This window comes from Streptomyces sp. NPDC001858 (assembly GCF_053594615.1).
Genome location: NZ_JBSFEV010000004.1, coordinates 269067 through 288135, shown reverse-complemented (window position 1 = coordinate 288135; position 19069 = coordinate 269067). Strand labels below are relative to the sequence as shown.

Below are 19069 nucleotides of genomic sequence, written 5' to 3'. Positions count from 1 at the left end.
CTGCGTGTGGCTGTTCCAGTGACCCGCAGGCCACCGGCCTTACGCGGCCACCGGCTGCTTCTTCTCCGTCGCCGCGGTGGTCTCGGCCGCATCCGCGGTGCCGGGTTCCGCGGCGCCGGGGACCGGCTTGCGCATGCCCTTGAGGACGACGACCACAGCAGTCGTCACGCACACGCCCGCCGCGATGGCGAGCAGGTACAGGAACGGGTTGCCGATCAGCGGGACCACGAAGATGCCGCCGTGCGGAGCGCGGAGCGTCGCGCCGAAGGCCATCGACAGGGCGCCGGTGACCGCGCCGCCCGCCATCGAGGCCGGGATGACGCGCAGCGGGTCGGCCGCGGCGAACGGGATCGCGCCCTCCGAGATGAAGGAGGCGCCCAGCACCCAGGCGGCCTTGCCGTTCTCGCGCTCGGTCGCGGTGAAGAGCTTCTTGCGGACGGTGGTCGCGAGCGCCATGCCCAGCGGCGGGACCATGCCCGCGGCCATCACCGCGGCCATGACCTTCATCGCGGAGTCGCTGGGGTCCGCAACGGCGATGCCGGCCGTGGCGAAGGCGTACGCGACCTTGTTGACCGGGCCGCCGAGGTCGAAGCACATCATCAGGCCGAGCAGCACGCCGAGCAGGACGGCGTTGGCGCCGGAGAGGCCGGCCAGCCAGTCGGTCATGCCCTTCTGGGCCTCGGCGATGGGCTTGCCGATCACGACGAACATCAGGAAGCCGACGATCAGCGAGGAGATCAGCGGGATCACCACCACCGGCATGATGCCGCGCAGCACCGGTGGGATCTTGATCCGCTGGATCGCCAGGACGACGCCACCTGCCAGCAGACCGGCGGCCAGACCGCCGAGGAAGCCGGCGGCGATGTTGGAGGCGATCATGCCGCCGACGAATCCGGGCACGAGACCCGGCCGGTCCGCCATGCCGTAGGCGATGTAGCCGGCGAGGACCGGGATGAGGAAGCCGAAGGCGACCCCGCCGATCTGGAACATCAGCGCGCCCCAGCTGTCGACCTGGGTCCAGGAGAAGTGCTCCATGACCGAGGGCGCCTTGTTGATCTCCCAGCCGCCGATCGCGAACCCGAGGGCGATCAGCAGACCGCCCGCGGCGACGAACGGGACCATGTAGCTGACGCCGGTCATCAGCCACTTGCGCAGCTTGGTGCCGTAGCTGTCGCCGGACTCGCCGGCCTGCTCGACGGGCGTCCCGCCCTTGGCCGCCGCGCTCGTCTCGCCGCGCTCGGCCTTGGCGCGCACGTCGGTGATCAGCTCGGCGGGCCGGTTGATGCCCGCCTTGACGCCGACGTCCACGGTGGGCTTGCCGGCGAAGCGGTCCTTGTCGCGTACGGGGACGTCGTGGGCGAAGATCACGCCGTCGGCGGCGGCGATGACGGCCGGGTCGAGCCGGGTGAAGCCGGCCGAGCCCTGCGTCTCGACGACCAGTTCGACGCCCGCGTCACGGCCCGCGTTCTCCAGGGACTCGGCCGCCATGTAGGTGTGGGCGATGCCGGTGGGGCAGGAGGTGACGGCGACGATCCGGAACGGGCGGTCGCCGTTGCCGGCACTGCCGCCGGGAGTGTCCGGGGTCGTGGTGGCCGTGTCGGCGCCGGCGGAGGCCGCCGCCGGCGCCGACACGGAGTTCTGGGAGGCGGAGTCCGCGGCGGCGGCCTCGGCGGCCGGGGCCTCGTCGCCGCGGATCAGGGCCGCCGCCGACGCCGCGTCGCCGACCGAGCGCAGCGCGTCGGTGAACTCGGCGTTCATCAGCTGCCGGGCCAGCGACGACAGGATCGTCAGGTGGGCGTCGTCCGCGCCGGCCGGGGCGGCGATCAGGAAGACCAGGTCGGCGGGGCCGTCCGCGGCGCCGAAGTCGATGCCGGCGGAGCTGCGTCCGAAGGCGAGCGTCGGCTCGGTGACGTGCTCGCTACGGCAGTGCGGGATGCCGATGCCGCCGTCGAGGCCGGTGGGCATCTGGGCCTCGCGGGCGGCCACGTCGGCGAGGAAGCCGTCCAGGTCGGTCACCCGACCCAGGGCCACCATGCGCTCGGCGAGGGATCGCGCCGCCGCTTCCTTGGTTTCGGCGGACAGGTCGAGATCGACCAGGTCCGCGGTGATCATGTCGCTCATCGCGGGCTCCTTCGCACGCGTATCGCCCGGGGCGTGGGGTGGTGGGCGAGGGTGGTGACGGGGACGGGGGTGGAGATGAAGGTGGGGACAGGGAGGGGGGTGGAGACGGAGGCGCAGCGGGGGGACGCGGGGGCGCCGAGTAACGAGAGGGACGTCATGACACGGGCTCCTTGAGTTCGCGGTCCACCGGCACCTCCGCCGTGACCGTCACCGCCGCCGGCTCCAGATCGTCCGGGGTCGGCATCACGCTGCCGGGCAGCTGGACGGCGGCCGCGCCATGGGCGACCGCCGAGGCGAGCGCCTGCGGGCCGCTGCCGCCGGCGATGAGGAAGCCGGCGAGCGAGGAGTCGCCCGCTCCCACATTGCTGCGTACGACGTCGACGCGCGCGCTCGCGAACCAGGTGCCCGTGTCCGAGACGAGCAGTTGCCCGTCGGCGCCCAGGCTCGCGAGGACGGCGCAGGCGCCCATCTCGCGCAGTTCCTCGGCCGCCTTCACCGCGTCGCCCACGGTCGCCAGGGGGCGTCCGACGGCCTCCGCGAGCTCCTCGGCGTTCGGCTTCACCACGTCGGGCCGCTCGCGCAGCGCCTCGAGGAGCGCGGGCCCCGAGGTGTCGAGCGCGATGCGCGCGCCTCCGGCGTGCGCCCGCGCGACGACCTCGGCGTACCAGGAGGGCGCGAGCCCGCGGGGCAGGCTTCCGCAGCAGGCGATCCAGTCGGCGTCGCGCGACTGCTCGCGCACCGTCTCCAGGAGCAGTTCCTGCTCTTCCGGGGAGAGTTCGGGTCCGGGCGCGTTGATCTTCGTCAGGACGCCGTCCGATTCGGCCAGCGCGATGTTCGAGCGGGTGGCTCCGGCGACCGGGACCGGCGCGACCTCGATGCCCTGGGCGTCGAGCAGATCGGCGACGAGCGCGCCGGGCGCACCGCCCAGGGGCAGGACGGCGACCGTGCGCCGTCCGGCGGCGGCGACGGCGCGCGAGACGTTGACGCCCTTGCCGCCCGGGTCCATCCGCTCGCCGGTGGCCCGGATGACGTCGCCGCGGTCGAGGGACGGGACCTCGTAGGTGCGGTCCAGGGACGGGTTGGGGGTGACGGTGAGAATCACACCGCCCGCGCCGTTCGTGCTCGCATCCGCGCCACTCATGCTCGTATCTGCGCTGTTCGCGCTCGTGTCCACACTGTTCACGCTCATATCGGCGCTGTTCGTGCTCGTGTCCGCGCTGTTGACGCTCGTGCCGTTCATGTCGATGTCGCTCATGTCGATGTCGCTCATGCTCGTCCCGCTCATGTCCGTACCGCTCATGTCCGTGCCGCTCATGCTCGTACTACTTCCGTGCCGCCGCGCTCGATGGCGGCCGCGTCGTCGGGGCTCAGTCCGCTGTCGGTGATCAGCAGGTCCACATCGCTCAGGTCACCGAAGCGGGCGAAGTGCTCCTGGCCGTGCTTGGCGGAGTCGGCGAGCAGCACCACGCGGCGCGCCGCGCCGATGGCCGCCCGCTTCACCGCGGCCTCGGCGAGGTCGGGGGTGGTCAGCCCGTGCTCGGCCGAGAAGCCGTTGGCCGCGACGAACAGGACGTCGGCGCGGATCTCGCCGTAGGCGCGGAGCGCCCAGGCGTCCACGGCGGCGCGCGTACGGTGCCGCACGCGCCCCCCGACGAGGTGGAGCTGCATCCCCGGGTGGTCCGCGAGGCGGGCCGCGATGGGCAGGCTGTGGGTGACGACGACGAGCTCGGCCTCCAGCGGGAGGGCGGCGGCCAGTCGGGCGACCGTCGTACCGGCGTCGAGGATCATCGTGCCCTCGGACGGCAGTTCCGTGAGGGCCGCCTTGGCGATGCGGTCCTTCTCGTCGGTGGAGGTCTCCTCGCGTTCGGCGAGGTCCGGTTCGAAGTCGAGGCGTCCGGCCGGTATGGCCCCGCCGTGGACTCTGCGCACCAGGCCGGCACGGTCGAGGGCCTTCAGGTCGCGGCGGATGGTCTCCGCGGTGACCTGGAACTCCTCGGCCAGCGACAGGACGTCCACCCGGCCGCCCTCACGGGCGAGCCGCAGGATCTCCTGCTGCCGCTCCGGTGCGTACATGTCCGTTCTCCTCCGGCCTGTCCGAGTTTCATGCCCGAACTTGTGGTTTCGACAGGGAGGCTACGCCTGGATTTCCGGAAAGTAAACAGGTTCGGACGTGATTCGGGCATGAACGGACTTCAGGCGGTCATGTGAAGATCGCCGGACATGTTCGAGGGCCGTCACCGATGCGGTGACGGCCCTCGACCGGGAAGCACGACTCAGCCGACGAGCTCGCGCTCCCGCCCATCGGCCGCCTCCGAGGTGTCCATGGCGCCGCCCTCCACGTGCTGGGCCGGCCGCCTCGGCAGCGCGAACATCAGCAGGAAGATGGCGAACATCACCAGGGCCACCCAGCCCAGGGCGTGCTGGAAGGCGTCCACGAAGGCGGGGCCCACCTCCGTCCGCGTCAGCCGGTCGCCGATCTGCCCGAAGAAGACCACCGCGACCAGGCCGAGGCCGAGCGCGTTGCCCATCTGCTGGACGGTGTTGATGAGCCCGGACGCCGAGCCGGCGTGCTCACGCGGCACCTCCGACAGCACCGCGTCCGTCAGCGGAGCGACGATCAGACCCATGCCGACGCCCATCACGACCAGCGGGAGCGCCATCTGCCAGGGCGCGATGCCGAGGCCGTAGCGCTCGGACTCCCAGATGTAGAGCAGCACGCCGACGGTCATGGTCAGGGCGCCCGCCTGCAGCACCTTGCGGCCGAAACGCGGAACCAGCTGCTGCACGGACAGCCCCGCGGCCACCGAGACCGCGATCGAGAACGGGACCCCGGTCAGGCCGGCCTTCAGCGGGCTCCAGCCCAGACCGGTCTGCATGTACAGCGTCCAGACCAGGAAGAACACCCCGAGGCCGACCCCGAAGACGGTCTGCACGGCGACGCCCGCAGCGAAGCTGCGCACCCGGAAGAGGGAGAGCTCGATCAGCGGCGAGCCGTCCCGCGCGCCCTTGCGCCGCTCGTAGGCGACCAGCGCCCCGAACACGCCGAGCGCGCCGACCATCGACGCGTACCCCCACAGCGGCCAGCCCAGCTCGCGGCCGCGGGTGAGCGGGTAGAGCAGCATGAGCAGCCCGAGCGTGACCAGGACGACGCCGACGAGGTCCAGCTTCAGGGCCTTCGGGGCCCTGGACTCGGTGATGAAGCGGCTGCCGAGGATCAAGCCCGCGATGCCGACCGGCAGGTTGATGAGGAAGATCGGCCGCCACTCCAGCCCGAACAGGTTCCACTCCGTCAGCAGCGCGCCGAGCAGCGGACCGGAGACGGCCCCCAGTCCCACGATCGCGCCGAAGAGCCCGAACACCTTGCCCCGCTCGTGCGCCGGGAAGGTGGCGTGCACGATCGACAGCACCTGCGGGACCATCAGCGCCGCCATGCCGCCCTGGAGGATCCGCGAGGCGACCAGCATCTCCGGGTTCGCGGCGAAGCCGCACAGCGCGGAGGCGACGGTGAACCCGCCGATGCCGACGAGGAACAGCCGCTTACGGCCGTGGATGTCGCCGAGCCGCCCGCCGGTGATCAGCCCGGCGGCGAACGCGAGCGCGTAACCGGCGGTGATCCACTGGATCTGGCTCCAGGAGGCGCCCGCGTCCTCCTGTATGGAGGGGATGGCGATGTTGACGATCGTGACGTCGACGAGGTCCATGAAGGCCGCCGTCATCACGATGGCGAGCGCGAACCAGCGACGGCGATCGCCCGGCAGCGTCATCGGCGTTGTTCGAGAGTCGGGCGAGGGCTCGGGCGAAGTCTTCGGCGGGGACTCGCGCGAAGTCTCTGGCGAGGGCTCGGGCGCGGGCGAGGGCTCGGGGAGGGTCTCCGTGGAGGTCATGGTCTGACAGTAGGACCGTAGTAGGTCAGTTCATGTCCTAGTCGTGCGGCATCCTCGGATGCATGACGACGGACACTCCGGCTCGGCTGCTGCACCTTCTCTCCCTCCTCCAGACGCCCCGCGAATGGCCCGGCGGCGAGCTCGCCGACCGGCTGGGCGTCTCGCGCCGCACGGTCCGACGGGACATCGACCGGCTGCGCGAACTCGGCTATCCCGTGCAGGCGACCATGGGCTCGGACGGCGGTTACCGGCTGGTCGCCGGCAAGGCGATGCCGCCGCTCGTGCTCGACGACGAGGAGGCGGTGGCGATCGCCGTCGGCCTGCGGGCGGGGGCCGGGCACGCGCTGGAGGGCGTCGACGAGGCGTCCGTACGGGCCCTCGCCAAGCTGGAGCAGGTGCTGCCGGCCCGGCTGCGCCACCGCGTCTCCACCCTCCAGGCCGCGACCACCCCGCTGACCAGCGGGGACGGCGCGAGCATCGCCCCCGAGACGCTGACCGTCATGGCGTCGACGGTCGCCGGGCAGGAGCGGCTGCGGTTCGCCTACCGCGCGAAGGACGGCACGGAGTCGCGCCGTCTGACCGAGCCGTACCGGCTCGTCTCGACGGGCCGACGGTGGTATCTCGTCGCGTACGACCTCGATCGCGAGGACTGGCGGACGTTCCGGGTCGACCGGGTCCGCGACCCCTTCGCCACCGGGGCGCGCTTCACTCCGCGCGAGCTGCCGACGGGGAGCGCGGCGGAATACCTCCGGCGGTCCATCCAACGACGCCCGGACGCACGCGAGTACGAGTACGACGTGACGTTCGAGGCGCCGGCCGAGTTCGTGGCGGCGCGGCTGCCGGCGTGGCTGGGGACGCCGGTCGCGGATCCGGAGCTCCCGGGTGGCCGTGGCGAGAACGGTGGGAGCGGCGGAAGTGGCGGGAGCCGGTGCCGGCTGCGGGGGTCGACCAGCGATCCGGTGGAGTGGGTGGCGGTGCGGTTCGCGATGCTCGGGTGCGAGTTCTCGATCCGAGGGTCGAGGGAACTGGCCGAGTACGCAAGGGAGTTGGGCGGGAGGCTGGGACGGGCGGGCAGCGGAGAGGGGACCCCTTAAGACTCCTCCCCCGCCGCCTCTGCCGGCCTCGCGTCCCACGCGAACCCCCGCAGGGTCCGCAGGTTCTGCATCGCCAGCTCTGCCGGGCCCTGCGGACCGGTGGGGGCGGTGTCCGTCGCCGCCCAGCTCTCGACCGCGACCCGGACGGCGGCGCCGGCCACCGCTGCGGTGAAGCGCTGGTGCGGGGAGACGACCTCGCCGCTCGGCACCGCGTCCGCGCCCGGCACCGTATCCGCGCCCGGCGCCGCGTCCGCGTTCCGCACCGCGTCCGTGCTCGGCGCCACCTCCGCGCTCGGCGCCACCTCCGTCCCGTTGGCGGCGGCCCGTTGCGTCAGGATCTCCGCGAGGGTCGCTTCCGAGGCGTGGCAGACCTCCGCCCAGACCTTGCCGAGGGCCGGGCTGGTTCCGGCCAGTCGGATCAGGGTGCGGACCCATTCCCAGGACGCCGCCGACACCCCGCGGCCGGGGACGAGCGTGTGCCGCACGGCGTGTTCCAGGGCCTGCGGCACGGGCAGTTCGGCCGGTGCCTCGCGTACCGCTTCCGCCCAGCGCTCGGCGCCCGCCGCGTAAAGAGGCGCGACGGCCTCCTCCTTGGTCGCGAAGTACCGGTAGAACGTGCGCGGGGCGATGCCCGCGGCCTGGGCGATGTCCTCGGCGCGGGTGGCCCGCAGGCCCCGGCTGACGAAGAGGCCGGCCGCCGCCCTGGCGATCTCCATACGGGTCGCCGCTTTGCGCCGCTCGGTGAGCGAAGCCGAGGCGGGGGTGGGGACGGGGGTGGGGGTGGAGCTGATCACGTCGGCAGGCTATGCCCATGTGGCACAATCTGCCATTCGGGCGGGCCACCCCGTGGTTCAGGTACGGGGTGGCCCGCCCACCGAGCGCGCCCGCGCGCCCTGCCGTGCGCCGGACGGGTCGTGTGCGCCCGCAATCGCCACGCGGGGCGACCGGCGGACCAGCGGGTGCGGAGAGAGCCGGGCCCCGGCACCTGGGGGGAGAGGCGCCGAAGCCCGGCTCGGGAGAGTCCCGGCGCCGGGGGGATGTGCGTCGGGACGTGGCTCATGTTGTGTCGGTACCGTCGGACGCTGGCTCACGTGGGGCGACCTGGCTCGTGCGGGGCAGAGATCCCGGGGAGGGCTGCAGGGTCCGCTCGCCCCCCGAACTCCGGCGCCCGGCCCCCCGAACTCCCGTACCCAGAAGTCTTGTTCCCGTGCTTCTCCCGATTGAAGCGGCGTTCCCGCGCCATGTTTGCGCGGCCCACCACCACCCCGCGCACGCGGGCGGAAACCCGCACCACCCGCAGCCGGAGCCCACCCGCGAGCCAGGCCACGAAGCCGAGCCGCGAAGCGCAACCACGAGGCGCAACCACGAAGCTCGTCCGCCCGCCCCCGCTCACGCGGCGCGCGGCCCGGGTGGCCAACACTTGCCGGTCCAGCCGGGCCGACCTGACCGGCGCAGCCACCCGGGCCGACCGGCCCTGTGGGGCTACGCCGCCGCCTCGAAGCCCGTGTCGCGGGCCAGCTTCTTCAGTTCCAGCAGCGCGTGCTTCTCGATCTGGCGGATGCGCTCCCGCGTCAGACCGTGCTCCTTGCCGACCTCGGTGAGGGTGCGCTCACGGCCGTCGTCGATGCCGTACCGCATCTTGATGATGGAGGCCGTGCGCGGGTCGAGGCGGTCGATCAGACCGTCCAGCTCCTCGCTGCGCAGCAGGGTCATGACCGACTGTTCCGGCGAGACCGCGGAGGTGTCCTCCAGCAGGTCGCCGAACTGGGTCTCACCCTGGTCGTCCACCGCCATGTTCAGCGAGACCGGGTCACGGGCCCAGTCCAGGACGTCCGTGACGCGCTCCGGCGTGGAGCCGAGTTCGGTCGCGATCTCGGCGGGCTCCGGGTCGCGGCCGTTCTCCCGGTTGAACTCGCGCTGCACGCGCCGGATCCGGCCGAGCTCCTCCACGAGGTGGACGGGCAGGCGGATCGTGCGCGACTGGTCCGCTATCGAGCGCGTGATGGCCTGACGGATCCACCAGGTCGCGTACGTGGAGAACTTGAAGCCCTTGCGGTAGTCGAACTTCTCGACCGCGCGCACCAGGCCGGCGTTGCCCTCCTGGATGAGGTCGAGGAGGGGGAGTCCACTGCGGGGGTAGCGGCGGGCGACCGCGACGACCAGGCGGAGGTTGGACCGGATGAAGACGTCCTTGGCCCGCTCGCTGTCGGCGACCAGGGCCTCGAGCTCCGCACGGGAGGCGTCCGCCCTGGACTCCTCCTCGCCGTCGAGGACCTGCTGTGCGAACACACCCGCCTCGATGATCTGGGACAACTCGACTTCCTTGGCGGCGTCGAGCAGCGGTGTACGCGCGATCTCGTCGAGGTACATGCCGACCAGGTCGCGGTCGGCGATCTCGCCGCCATGGGCGCGAACACTGCGGGCCGCGCCGCTCGTCTCGCCGGTGGCGGACTTGCGACGGGCGACGGCACGGGTTGCCATGCGTGCTCCCTTGCGATGGAGGTTCAGCGGGTGGCCCTTCGGACGCCCGGCACTCGTGGAGTTCTCGAACCTCTCGGAACTTCTGAACTCTTCTCGTGTGCCCTGCATCCGATGGAAACAACGACTGGAATCAGGACAGAATTCCCAACCCGCACCCCGATTTTTGTGATCATGCAGTACCCTGTCCGACCCCGTGAGGAGGCGTGATGTTGTCGGAACGTACAGAGGTGCAGGTCAGGCCGGGAATCGAGGGTGACCTCGAAGCCCTCACGAGCCTCTACAACCACTACGTACGTGAGACGCCCATCACATTCGACACCGTGGCGTTCAGTCCGGAAGAGCGACGTCCTTGGTTGCTCTCCCACCCTGAAGACGGCCCGTACCGCCTGATGGTTGCCACAGAACCGGACTCACAGGACATCCTGGGGACCTCACAGGAAATCCTGGGTTACGCCACATCCAGCCCGTTCCGGCCCAAGGCCGCGTACTCCACCTCCGTGGAGGTGACGGTCTACGTCGCCCCGAACGCCGGCCGGCGCGGCATCGGCACGCTCCTCTACCGGGCGCTCTTCGCAGCGCTGGCGGACGAGGACGTGCACCGCGCGTACGCGGGCATCGCGCAACCGAACGAAGCGTCCGCGCGGCTGCACGAACGCTTCGGTTTCCGGCACGTCGGCACGTACCGCGAGGTGGGCCGCAAGTTCGACCGCTACTGGGACGTGGCCTGGTACGAAAAGGAGCTGTAGCAGGCCCCCGTCGGCCCCCGCTGTCACCGGCCGGCCCCACCTTCACCGGCCGGCCCCACCGTCACCCGGCCAGCCGCACCGCACCGCACCGCACTCATCACTCGAACCGCACGGATCAGCCGAACTGCACCGACCGCTTGGCCATCCCCATCCAGAACCCGTCGATGACGGACTTCTGCGAGTCCAGCTCGCCGGACACCTCCGCCGCGCCCATGGTCACGAAGAGCGGGGCGAAGTGCTCGGTGCGCGGGTGGGCGTACCGGCCGGCCGGGGCCTTGTGGAGGAAGTCCAGCAGGCCGTCCCAGTCGCGGGCCTCCAGCGCGCGGCGGCCCCAGTCGTCGAACTCCGAGGACCAGGTCGGCACCCCCGGGCCGGTGTGGCGCAGCGCGGCCAGGTTGTGGGTGAAGAAGCCGGAGCCGACGATCAGGACGCCCTCGTCGCGCAGCGGCGCGAGCTTGCGGCCGATCTCCATCAGCTTCACGGGGTCGAGGGTCGGCATGGAGATCTGCAGGACGGGGATGTCGGCGGCCGGGAACATCTCGACGAGCGGTACGTAGGCCCCGTGGTCGAGTCCGCGGTCGGGGATGTCCTGTACGGGAATGCCCGGGGCGCGCAGCAGCTTGCGCACGCTCTCGGCGAGCTGCGGTGCGCCCGGAGCGCCGTACTTCACCTGGTAGTAGTGCTCGGGGAAGCCCCAGAAGTCGTAGACCAGGGGGACCGGGTCGACGGCGCCGAGCGCGAGGGGGGCCTCCTCCCAGTGTGCGGAGACCATGAGGATGGCCTTGGGGCGGGGCAGGTCCGCGGACCAGGCGGCGAGTTCGCCCGGCCAGACGGCGTCGTCCGCGAGCGGCGGAGCGCCATGACTGAGGTAGAGCGCGGGCATGCGTCCCTGAGGAAGTTCCTGAGGAAGTTCCTGAGGGAGTTCCTCAGGAAGCTCCCGGGGAACTCCCTGAGAAAGGGCGCGCTCCTGAGCTGTGGCGGACATGGCGGCGACTCCTTCCGGGACCTCGGCCCCTGTGCACTCCTGGGTATTCCCCTGCGGTTGCTTGAAATGTAAAACGTCAACATCCATGAGCATATTCCCAAGTGGTTTAAATTTCAAGGAGCAGACGTTTACAGTGGAGCACATGACGACGGCATCCACATCCGGTGAAGAGCCCCGCTGGCTCACCGCCGAGGAGCAGCTCACCTGGCGCTCCTACGTACACGCGACGACCCTGCTGGAGGACCACATGGACCGCCAGCTCCAGCGCGATGCGGGCATGCCGCACATCTACTACGGCCTGCTGGTCAAGCTCGCGGAGTCCGCCCAGCGGAGGCTGCGGATGACCGAACTGGCCATGCACGCCAAGATCACCCGCTCCCGTCTCTCGCACGCCGTCGCCCGGCTGGAGAAGAACGGCTGGGTGCGCCGCGAGGACTGCGCCTCCGACAAGCGCGGCCAGTTCGCGGTGCTCACCGACGACGGCCTGGACGTGCTCAAGCGCGCCGCGCCGGGCCATGTCACCGTCGTCCGCAACGCGGTGTTCGACCGGCTCAGCGCGGAACAGCAGAAGTCCCTCGGCGAGATCATGCAGATCATCGCCGAGGGACTTCAGCCGAACGAAGCGGGTGCCGATCTGCCCTGGCTCCGCTAGGGGTCTGCCCGGAGGGACTCGTCCCTGGAGGCAACCCCTAGGGGGCGAGGGCCACCGTCCTCAGTGGGCCATCACCGGCACCACGTCCTCGGCGTCGCTCGACCCCGCGATCGCGTCCAGGTCCGGCTTGCCGGCGTTGATGAAGGTGAAGGCGATCGCGGCGGCGGCGACCAGGATGCCGACCGCGAACCAGATGGCGCTGGTGTAGCCGTTCACCATGGCCTCCAGCTGCACGAGCTGCTGCTGGGGCTTGGAGGCGGCGCCCGCCATGTGGTCCTTGATGTACGACGTCGTCGCGGACGCGGCGATCGTGTTCAGCAGGGCGGTGCCGATGGCGCCGCCCACCTGCTGCGAGGTGTTGACCATCGCGGAGGCGACACCGGAGTCACGCGGCTCGACGCCCAGCGTGGCCAGGGACATGGCCGGCATGAACGCCGTACCCATGCCGAGGCCGAGCAGGAGCATCGCCGGCAGCAGCAGGGCCGCGTAGGAGGAGCCGATCTCCAGCTGGGTCAGCAGCAGCATGCCCAGCGCGGCGACCAGGAAGCCCGGGCCCATCAGCAGCCGCGCCGGGACGCGGGTCATCAGCCGGGCGCCGATCTGCGTCGAGCCCGTGATCATGCCCACGATCATCGGCAGGAAGGCGAAGCCGGTCTTGACCGGCGTGTAGCCCTTCACGATCTGCAGGTAGTAGGTGAGGAACAGGAACAGACCGAACATCGAGATGATCGCGAGTCCGAGCGAGAGATACACGCCACCGCGGTTGCGGTCGGTGATCACGCGCAGCGGCAGCAGCGGGGCCTTGACCTTCGACTCGACGAGCACGAAGGCGGCGAGCAGCACCACCGACACCACGAACAGGCCGATCGTCATGGAGTCGCCCCAGCCCTCGGACTCGGCGCGGGTGAACCCGTAGACGAGGGAGACCAGACCCAGGGTGGACAGGACGACGCCCGGGATGTCGAGCGGCGAGCGGTTGCGGCCCTCGGCCGGCTCACGGATGACGAAGTACGCACCGGCGGCGGCGACGACCGCGAACGGGATGTTCACGAAGAACGTCCAGCGCCAGTTCAGGTACTCGGTGAGGAAGCCGCCGAGGATCAGGCCGACGGCGCCACCGCCACCGGCGATCGCACCGTAGATGCCGAACGCCTTGGCGCGCTCCTTGGCGTCGGTGAACATCACCGCGAGCAGGGAGAGCGCGGCGGGCGCGAGCAGCGCGCCGAAGGCGCCCTGCAGCGCGCGGGAGCCGAGCAGCATCGCCTCGTTCGTCGCGGCGCCGCCCAGGGCGGAGGCCCCGGCGAAGCCGATCAGACCGGTGACGAAGGTGTTCTTGCGGCCCCAGATGTCGGCGATCCGGCCGCCGAAGAGCAGCAGTCCGCCGAAGGCCAGGGCGTAGGCCGTGATGACCCACTGCCGGTTGCCGTCCGAGATCCCCAGATCCTGCTGGGCGGAGGGCAGCGCGATGTTCACGATGGTCGCGTCGAGCACGACCATCAGCTGGGCGAGCGCGATGAAAGTGAGCGCCTTCCAGCGGTTGGAGTCCGGGGCGCTCGGCTTGCCGAGGGCCTTCTGGGCTGTTTCAGACATGGGGATACCCGCTTCGGGACTTCGTGACGGAAAAAATCAGTGACGGAAAACGTGAGGCGCGACGCGAGGCACGACGCAAAGCGCAACGCGAGGCGCGACAAAGCAGCACACGAGGCCGACCCTCAACACGTGTGGTGTGTGGTGGTGTGCCTAATGCGTGGCGGTGTGCCTAATGGGTGATGGGTGACGTATGTGATGAGTGATGTGTGTGATTGCTGCTGCGCCGCAGCGGACTGATCGCTCAGGGGCCGGTCCCTCAGGACCGGCGCAGGTCCTCCATGGTCACGGGCGTCCCCGGCAGTACGGACGGCGCCGGGGCGCGCAGTCCGTCCAGGAACAGCTGTAGGTGGCGATGGACGTAGCGGTCGGCACTCAGGCAGTCGGTGCCGGCGGGGGGCCGGCAGAGCTGGGCCACCACGATCATCACGTCTCCGAAGCCGACGTCGGTCCGGAGCTGTCCGGCCTCCTTGGCACGGTCCATGACTTCCTCGATGATCCGCTCGGCGCGCTCGCGGGCGGCCTCGAGGTCGCGGTGGTGCTCGTCGAACGTGCTGGAGATCATCGGGCAGAGCGCACTGATCCGCTCGTCGGCGGAGGCGTGCACGAAGCGCTCCAGCGCCCCGAACGCGTCGCCGGCCTCGGCGAGGGCGGCCTGCGCGGCCTGGACCGTACGGTCCAGCACCGAGCAGACGACCTCACGGATCAGCGCGTCCCGGTCGGGGAAGTTGCGGTAGACCGTGGCATTGCCGACACCGGCCCGGCGGGCGATCTCATCGAGCGGCACACCGGGGCCGAACTCGGTGAACATCTCGCGGGCGGCGGCGACGATCCGCTCCCGGTTGCGCAGGGCGTCGGCGCGGGGCCGGGTCGCCTTGCGCGCGGTGGGGACAGCGGTCTGCACGGCTACTCCTGTCTGAGTCTTCTCTGCGGTCTTCTCTGCAGTCTTCTTGGCGATCTTCTCTGCGGTCTTCCCTCCCGGGCGATCCGGGGATCGTCTCCCCGTTTCGCTCGGACACCTGACTAAACGGGGAGGGCGTCCCCGGTTATTTCCCGATCCCGGAAGTTTCTTGATGTGACCTGGGTCACGGCCACGATCACCCGTGCCGCCCGGTCCGACATCGACCGGTAGCGGCCGGTAGCGACCCGTACTGGCCGGTACCGGCCGGTAATCCACGATCGGTCTCCTCCAACGCGCGCCCGCGTGCACCCCGACAGAGGGTGATCGAAAGGGTGCAGCCGGTGACCGGTGGCTGCCTGGAGCGAAAGGCACCGCATGCAGCCGCAGCCCGTGCGCACCGCCCCGGCCCGCGCAGGCGAGCCGCTCAGCCGTCGCATACGCCCGCGCCGCATCGCCGCCCTCGCCTCCGTCACCGCGCTGACCCTCGCGGTCAGCACCTCGGCCGGCACGACCCGGCTCGCACCGGCCCCCGGCTCCACGACGGCCGGCGCCGGCCCCCTCACCCTGGCCCGCTCCTCCGCCCTGGCGCCCTGCATGATCAGCGGAGGGACGTCCGTCCAGATGTCCGAGGGCCTGCCCACACCCGGCGGCTACTCCCGCTCCACGGGCGCCGTCCGCGCCCTCACCCTGATGATCGACTTCTCGGACGCGGTCGGCCGGGGCAGCGCGCTGAGCCGCTACCGCGAGTTCTTCCCGCAGACCGAGGAATGGTTCCGCACGGCGTCCTACGGCCGCCTCGACTACCGCGGCGAGACCCCGATCCGACGCTGGCTGCGCATGCCGAAGCCGTTCCGCGAGTACGGCATAGAGCGCGGCGCGCCCTTCGACCCCGGCTACCGGGAACTCGTCCAGGACATCGTCGCCGCCGCCGACCCGACGGTGGACTTCCGCGCGTACGACCTGCTGAACGTGCTGGTCACCCCGAACGCGGGCCCCTCCGCGCTGGACACGGTCCTGTCCGTGACGTTCGCCGGCAACACGGAGGCGCCGGTCGCCGACGGGGTGACGGTGTCGAACGCGTCCTTCGTCTACTCCCGCCAGGACGACGGCTCCGGCTCCTACGACCGCACCGGCTACCGGGTCCTCCCGCACGAGAACGGCCATGTCTTCGGCCTGCCCGACCTCTACACCCAGGAGGGCGGGGGCGCCGTCGGCCACTGGGACATCATGAGCGAGGACTGGGGCGCCAACAACGACCTGCTCGGCTGGCACAAATGGAAGCTGGGCTGGCTGGACGCCTCCCAGATCTCCTGCGCCGCGACCCCGGGCACGACGGAGTACCCCCTGACCCCCCTCTCCCGCCCGGGCGGCCCGAAACTGGTCTTCGTCCCGATCAGCAACCGCACCGGATACGCCGTCGAACTGCGCGCCCGCGGCGGCAACGACGAGACGGTGTGCCGCCCGGGCGTCCTCATCTACAAGGTCGACGCCGACGTCGACACCGGCATGGGACCGGTGACCGTCTACGACTCCCGCTCCGACAGCGGCGGCTGCACCCGCAGCCCCAACGTCCACGCGGAACTCTCCGACGCCCCCTTCGCCCCGGGCGAGACCTTCAAGGACCCGAAGCGGGACATCCGCATCGCGGTGACGGCCGCGGACCTGAAGGGGGACTACCGGGTACGGGTGACGCGGAAGTAGGCGACGCGGAGGTAGCTGACGCGTTGGGCGACGCAGAAGTGGGTGGGGTGCGCCGTCCGCCTACTACGGTGTCCCGGAGATCCTCCACGGGAGCACACACCACACATGCCGCACCATAGGCCCGCCGACGCACCAGCCACCACGGCCACCACGTCTGCCACGACCGCACCCGCCGCCGCACCCCCCGCCGAGGCGGTGGCCCCGCTGATGCGCGGCGTGACCGTCCTGCGCCGGCTCACCGAGGCGAACGGCGTGCTGAGCCTGAGCGGACTCGAACGCGCCACGGGCCTGGCCCGCTCGACCGTGGACCGGATCGTCGCCACCCTCGCCCGCATGGGATACGTCCACCTCGACGGCCGGGACGCGATCCTGACCCCCCGCGTCATGGAGCTGGGCAACGCCTACCTGGCCGCCCTGCGCCTGCCCGACCTGCTCTCCGCCCACGCGGACCGCCTGGCCGACGAACTCGACGAATCCGTCTCCCTCGCGGTGGCCGACGGCGACGGCATCCGCTTCATCCACCAGGCGACCCGCCGCCGGGCGATGTCCCTGAGCTTCCGCATCGGCGACCTGCTCCCGGCCGAACGCACCGCGCCGGGCCCGCTGTTCGCGACGGAGTGGACGGAAGAGCAGTGGCAGACCTGGCGCAACCGCCGCGCCAGGGACCCCCGAAACACGACGTACCCAACAATCCCACCACCCCCAAACCCGCCACACGCATCGGACGAGAACTTCATACGAAGCACCGAGCGCGCGGCGAACGAGAACTGCGCCCTGGACGACCAACTGATCGAACCGGGCCTGGTGGCGGTCTCCGTCCCCGTACGGGATCCGCGAACCGCCCGGATCGTCTGCGTGGCGAACGTCGTCAGCCACACCAGCCGCCACACGGCGGCACACCTGCGCACGACGCTGCTCCCCCGCCTACGAACGGCCGTGGCGGCGATGGAGGAGACCCTGCGCCAGGCACCGCCCCCGCACCCCGGCCCGCCGCCTGCGGGCCTGGCGACCTGGACGGGCGCGTCGAAGCAGGAACTGGGCCGCGAGTTCATCGAGTCGCTGGCCCGAGGCCTGACCGTCCTGACGGCCTTCGGCCAAGGCAGGGCGGAACTGACCCTGACGGACGCGGCAAAGGCAACGGGCCTGTCGCGGGCAACCACCCGCCGAGCCCTGATCACCTACGAACACCTGGGCCTGGTGACACCCGCCCCTCACCGCACCTTCGCCCTCACCCCCCAGGTCCTCTCCCTCGGCTTCCCACCCCTCTCCCGCACGACCCTCCCCCGCATCGCCACCCCGCACATGAAAACCCTGACCGCCGAAATCGGGGAGACGACGTCCCTGGCGACCCTCACCGACTCGGGCGACGAGATCCAGTACACGGCCCAGGCCACGGCGAGCCACGTGATGAGCGTGACCATGACACTGGGCACACGACACCCGGCGGCTTCGACATCAATGGGCAGGACGTTGCTTTCACGATCGCCCTACACCCTGATGGACGAGGAGTTGGAGCAAGGGGTACGCACCATCGCGGTCCCGATCCACGACCGCGCCGGCCGCGTGATCGCCGCCCTGAACGCGGCGACCCACGCAGCCCGCCGCACGCCCGAACAGTGCGTCGACGAAATCCTCCCCGCCCTGAGAACAACGGCCTCGCACATCGAGACAGACCTCCACACAGCGGCCCGCTTCACCCACGTCCCCCTGACCTGACCCCCGCACCCCCACACCCCAGATCCGGTACGCTGACGCCTGTGACCCAATGGGCCACGACCCCGCCTTCGTAGCTCAGGGGATAGAGCACCGCTCTCCTAAAGCGGGTGTCGCAGGTTCGAATCCTGCCGGGGGCACAACGCGTTACGCCTCTGACTGGGGCTTCTCCCCCAGGGAGGCGCTCTATTCGGCCTCGGACTCTCCGTCCGAGGCCGTTTTGCGTGAGCGGGCGGAGAGTTGATCTCCCGAATATCGCCCAAAGGATCTGCATTGTCCGGCACGGGCTCCGAGCCGGTCCAGCATGGCATACTTGAAGTATGGCAACCCGGAAGATCACCATCACCGTGCCGGAAGAGCTAGTGGAATCGATCAAGGAGCGTGTCGACGCACGCGGGGTGTCCGGCTACATCGCGGCCGCTGCCGCTCATCAGGACGCCATGGACCGACTGCGCGAGCTGGCCGGGCGACTCGAGGAAGAGTACGGCGCCGTGACGGACGACGAGCAGCAGGCAGCGCTGGACCGCATGGCCGCCATTGACGGCTGGCATGACGAGCAGCGTTCACATTCGGACGAGGCCGCGTGAGCCGCACCACCCAGGCGAAGCTGCACCGCCCGCGACAGCGCGTCTTCGTGTTCGACTCCGAGGCTCTCTCCAAGGCAGTTCAGGGCGATCGGGAGGTGACTGCGCTGATCAAGACAACTCCGCGGCTCGACATCCCGATCGTCACCTCAGCGCTCACAACCTTGGAGGCATGGGACCCTCGCGAAACGTCGAGGCAGGCGCTGTGGAACTGGACGTTGTCCCGGATCCGCGTCGTGCACACGGACGACCAGGTGATCGCCCTGGCACGCGACATGCTGAAGACAGCGGGCCTGCATGGGCACGAGTACGCCATCGACGCGGTTCTGGCGGCTGTGGCCGGGCGGGAAGCCGCGCAGGGAGCTCAGGCAACCGTCTTCACCTCCGACACCGACGACATGAATCAACTCCTCGCGGGACACTCCGTGCGAGTCGAGAAGGTCTGACGAAACACCGCCCGCGCCTGACTCCGGCCACTCGTCGGCTCCCCGACCGCCCGTCGGCCGTACACCGACGGGCGCGCTCCGTTACGGGTGGTCATGCCGGCTGCCGAGTTCCGCTACCGGGTGGCCGCTTCGAGGAGACGGTGTACCTCCTCGACCGTGTACGGCACGCCCTTC

Annotated in this window: 16 protein-coding genes and 1 tRNA gene; 8 read left to right on the top strand and 9 right to left on the bottom strand. The window is 70.7% G+C overall.

The features are described 5' to 3' along the window. Positions 1 to 39: 39 nt before the first annotated feature. The 4 genes from ACWCPF_RS07975 to ACWCPF_RS07960 all read right to left on the bottom strand — a co-directional run bounded on the left by ACWCPF_RS07975 (position 40) and on the right by ACWCPF_RS07960 (position 5885). The gene (locus ACWCPF_RS07975) at positions 40 to 2121 is read right to left on the bottom strand and encodes a PTS fructose transporter subunit IIABC (protein WP_451044104.1); all 2082 of its coding nucleotides are present in this window, start codon (positions 2119 to 2121) and stop codon (positions 40 to 42) included. Positions 2122 to 2275: 154 nt separating this feature from the next. Beyond that, positions 2276 to 3223 (bottom strand): 1-phosphofructokinase, encoded by a 948-nt coding sequence (gene pfkB / locus ACWCPF_RS07970; protein ID WP_451044235.1) that lies wholly within the window; start codon positions 3221 to 3223, stop codon positions 2276 to 2278. Between the two features lie 209 nt (positions 3224 to 3432). After that, positions 3433 to 4194 carry a DeoR/GlpR family DNA-binding transcription regulator gene (locus ACWCPF_RS07965; RefSeq protein WP_451044103.1) on the bottom strand — a complete coding sequence of 254 codons (762 nt, stop codon included), beginning with the start codon at positions 4192 to 4194 and terminating at the stop codon, positions 3433 to 3435. Between the two features lie 200 nt (positions 4195 to 4394). Further along, a complete protein-coding gene (locus ACWCPF_RS07960) occupies positions 4395 to 5885 on the bottom strand; it encodes an MFS transporter (RefSeq protein WP_451044234.1) in 1491 nt (496 codons plus the stop codon). A 182-nt stretch (positions 5886 to 6067) separates the two neighbouring features. Here ACWCPF_RS07960 and ACWCPF_RS07955 point away from each other — a divergent pair, with 182 nt between their 5' ends. Further along, positions 6068 to 7099: a helix-turn-helix transcriptional regulator gene (locus ACWCPF_RS07955; protein ID WP_451044102.1), complete on the top strand. Its 1032-nt coding sequence runs from the start codon at positions 6068 to 6070 to the stop codon at positions 7097 to 7099. On the opposite strand, the gene ACWCPF_RS07950 is transcribed toward ACWCPF_RS07955, so the two are convergent. Both ACWCPF_RS07950 and ACWCPF_RS07945 read right to left on the bottom strand, forming a co-directional pair. Continuing rightward, positions 7096 to 7815: a TetR/AcrR family transcriptional regulator gene (locus ACWCPF_RS07950; protein ID WP_451044233.1), complete on the bottom strand. Its 720-nt coding sequence runs from the start codon at positions 7813 to 7815 to the stop codon at positions 7096 to 7098. The genes ACWCPF_RS07955 and ACWCPF_RS07950 overlap by 4 nt on opposite strands. 766 nt (positions 7816 to 8581) lie before the next feature. Beyond that, on the bottom strand, positions 8582 to 9580 hold the full coding sequence (locus tag ACWCPF_RS07945) for a sigma-70 family RNA polymerase sigma factor (protein ID WP_451044101.1): 999 nt from the start codon (positions 9578 to 9580) through the stop codon (positions 8582 to 8584). A 206-nt stretch (positions 9581 to 9786) separates the two neighbouring features. On the opposite strand from ACWCPF_RS07945, the gene ACWCPF_RS07940 reads away from it, so the two are divergent. Beyond that, a complete protein-coding gene (locus tag ACWCPF_RS07940) occupies positions 9787 to 10326 on the top strand; it encodes an N-acetyltransferase family protein (protein WP_451044100.1) in 540 nt (179 codons plus the stop codon). Between the two features lie 115 nt (positions 10327 to 10441). On the opposite strand, the gene ACWCPF_RS07935 is transcribed toward ACWCPF_RS07940, so the two are convergent. Further along, positions 10442 to 11209, bottom strand: coding sequence for a dioxygenase family protein (locus ACWCPF_RS07935; RefSeq protein WP_451044099.1), 768 nt, complete (start codon positions 11207 to 11209; stop codon positions 10442 to 10444). A 244-nt stretch (positions 11210 to 11453) separates the two neighbouring features. On the opposite strand from ACWCPF_RS07935, the gene ACWCPF_RS07930 reads away from it, so the two are divergent. Continuing rightward, on the top strand, positions 11454 to 11963 hold the full coding sequence (locus tag ACWCPF_RS07930) for a MarR family winged helix-turn-helix transcriptional regulator (protein WP_451044098.1): 510 nt from the start codon (positions 11454 to 11456) through the stop codon (positions 11961 to 11963). A gap of 60 nt (positions 11964 to 12023) precedes the next feature. Here ACWCPF_RS07930 and ACWCPF_RS07925 read toward each other — a convergent pair whose 3' ends face one another. Both ACWCPF_RS07925 and ACWCPF_RS07920 read right to left on the bottom strand, forming a co-directional pair. Further along, positions 12024 to 13553, bottom strand: coding sequence for an MFS transporter (locus ACWCPF_RS07925; RefSeq protein ID WP_451044097.1), 1530 nt, complete (start codon positions 13551 to 13553; stop codon positions 12024 to 12026). A gap of 256 nt (positions 13554 to 13809) precedes the next feature. Continuing rightward, on the bottom strand, positions 13810 to 14454 hold the full coding sequence (locus tag ACWCPF_RS07920) for a TetR/AcrR family transcriptional regulator (RefSeq protein WP_451044096.1): 645 nt from the start codon (positions 14452 to 14454) through the stop codon (positions 13810 to 13812). A 372-nt stretch (positions 14455 to 14826) separates the two neighbouring features. Here ACWCPF_RS07920 and ACWCPF_RS07915 point away from each other — a divergent pair, with 372 nt between their 5' ends. The 5 genes from ACWCPF_RS07915 (at position 14827) to ACWCPF_RS07895 (ending at position 18895) form a co-directional block, all read left to right on the top strand. Next, positions 14827 to 16152, top strand: coding sequence for a M6 family metalloprotease domain-containing protein (locus ACWCPF_RS07915; RefSeq protein WP_451044095.1), 1326 nt, complete (start codon positions 14827 to 14829; stop codon positions 16150 to 16152). A gap of 105 nt (positions 16153 to 16257) precedes the next feature. Next, positions 16258 to 17868 carry an IclR family transcriptional regulator domain-containing protein gene (locus ACWCPF_RS07910; protein ID WP_451044094.1) on the top strand — a complete coding sequence of 537 codons (1611 nt, stop codon included), beginning with the start codon at positions 16258 to 16260 and terminating at the stop codon, positions 17866 to 17868. Between the two features lie 64 nt (positions 17869 to 17932). Then, a tRNA-Arg gene (locus tag ACWCPF_RS07905) sits at positions 17933 to 18005 on the top strand. A gap of 180 nt (positions 18006 to 18185) precedes the next feature. Then, entirely contained in the window at positions 18186 to 18452 is a 267-nt protein-coding gene (locus ACWCPF_RS07900) for a hypothetical protein (RefSeq protein WP_451044093.1), read from the top strand. Next, a complete protein-coding gene (locus tag ACWCPF_RS07895) occupies positions 18449 to 18895 on the top strand; it encodes a hypothetical protein (protein WP_451044092.1) in 447 nt (148 codons plus the stop codon). Before ACWCPF_RS07900 ends, ACWCPF_RS07895 begins: the two co-directional genes overlap by 4 nt. The last annotated feature ends 174 nt before the right edge of the window (positions 18896 to 19069 follow it).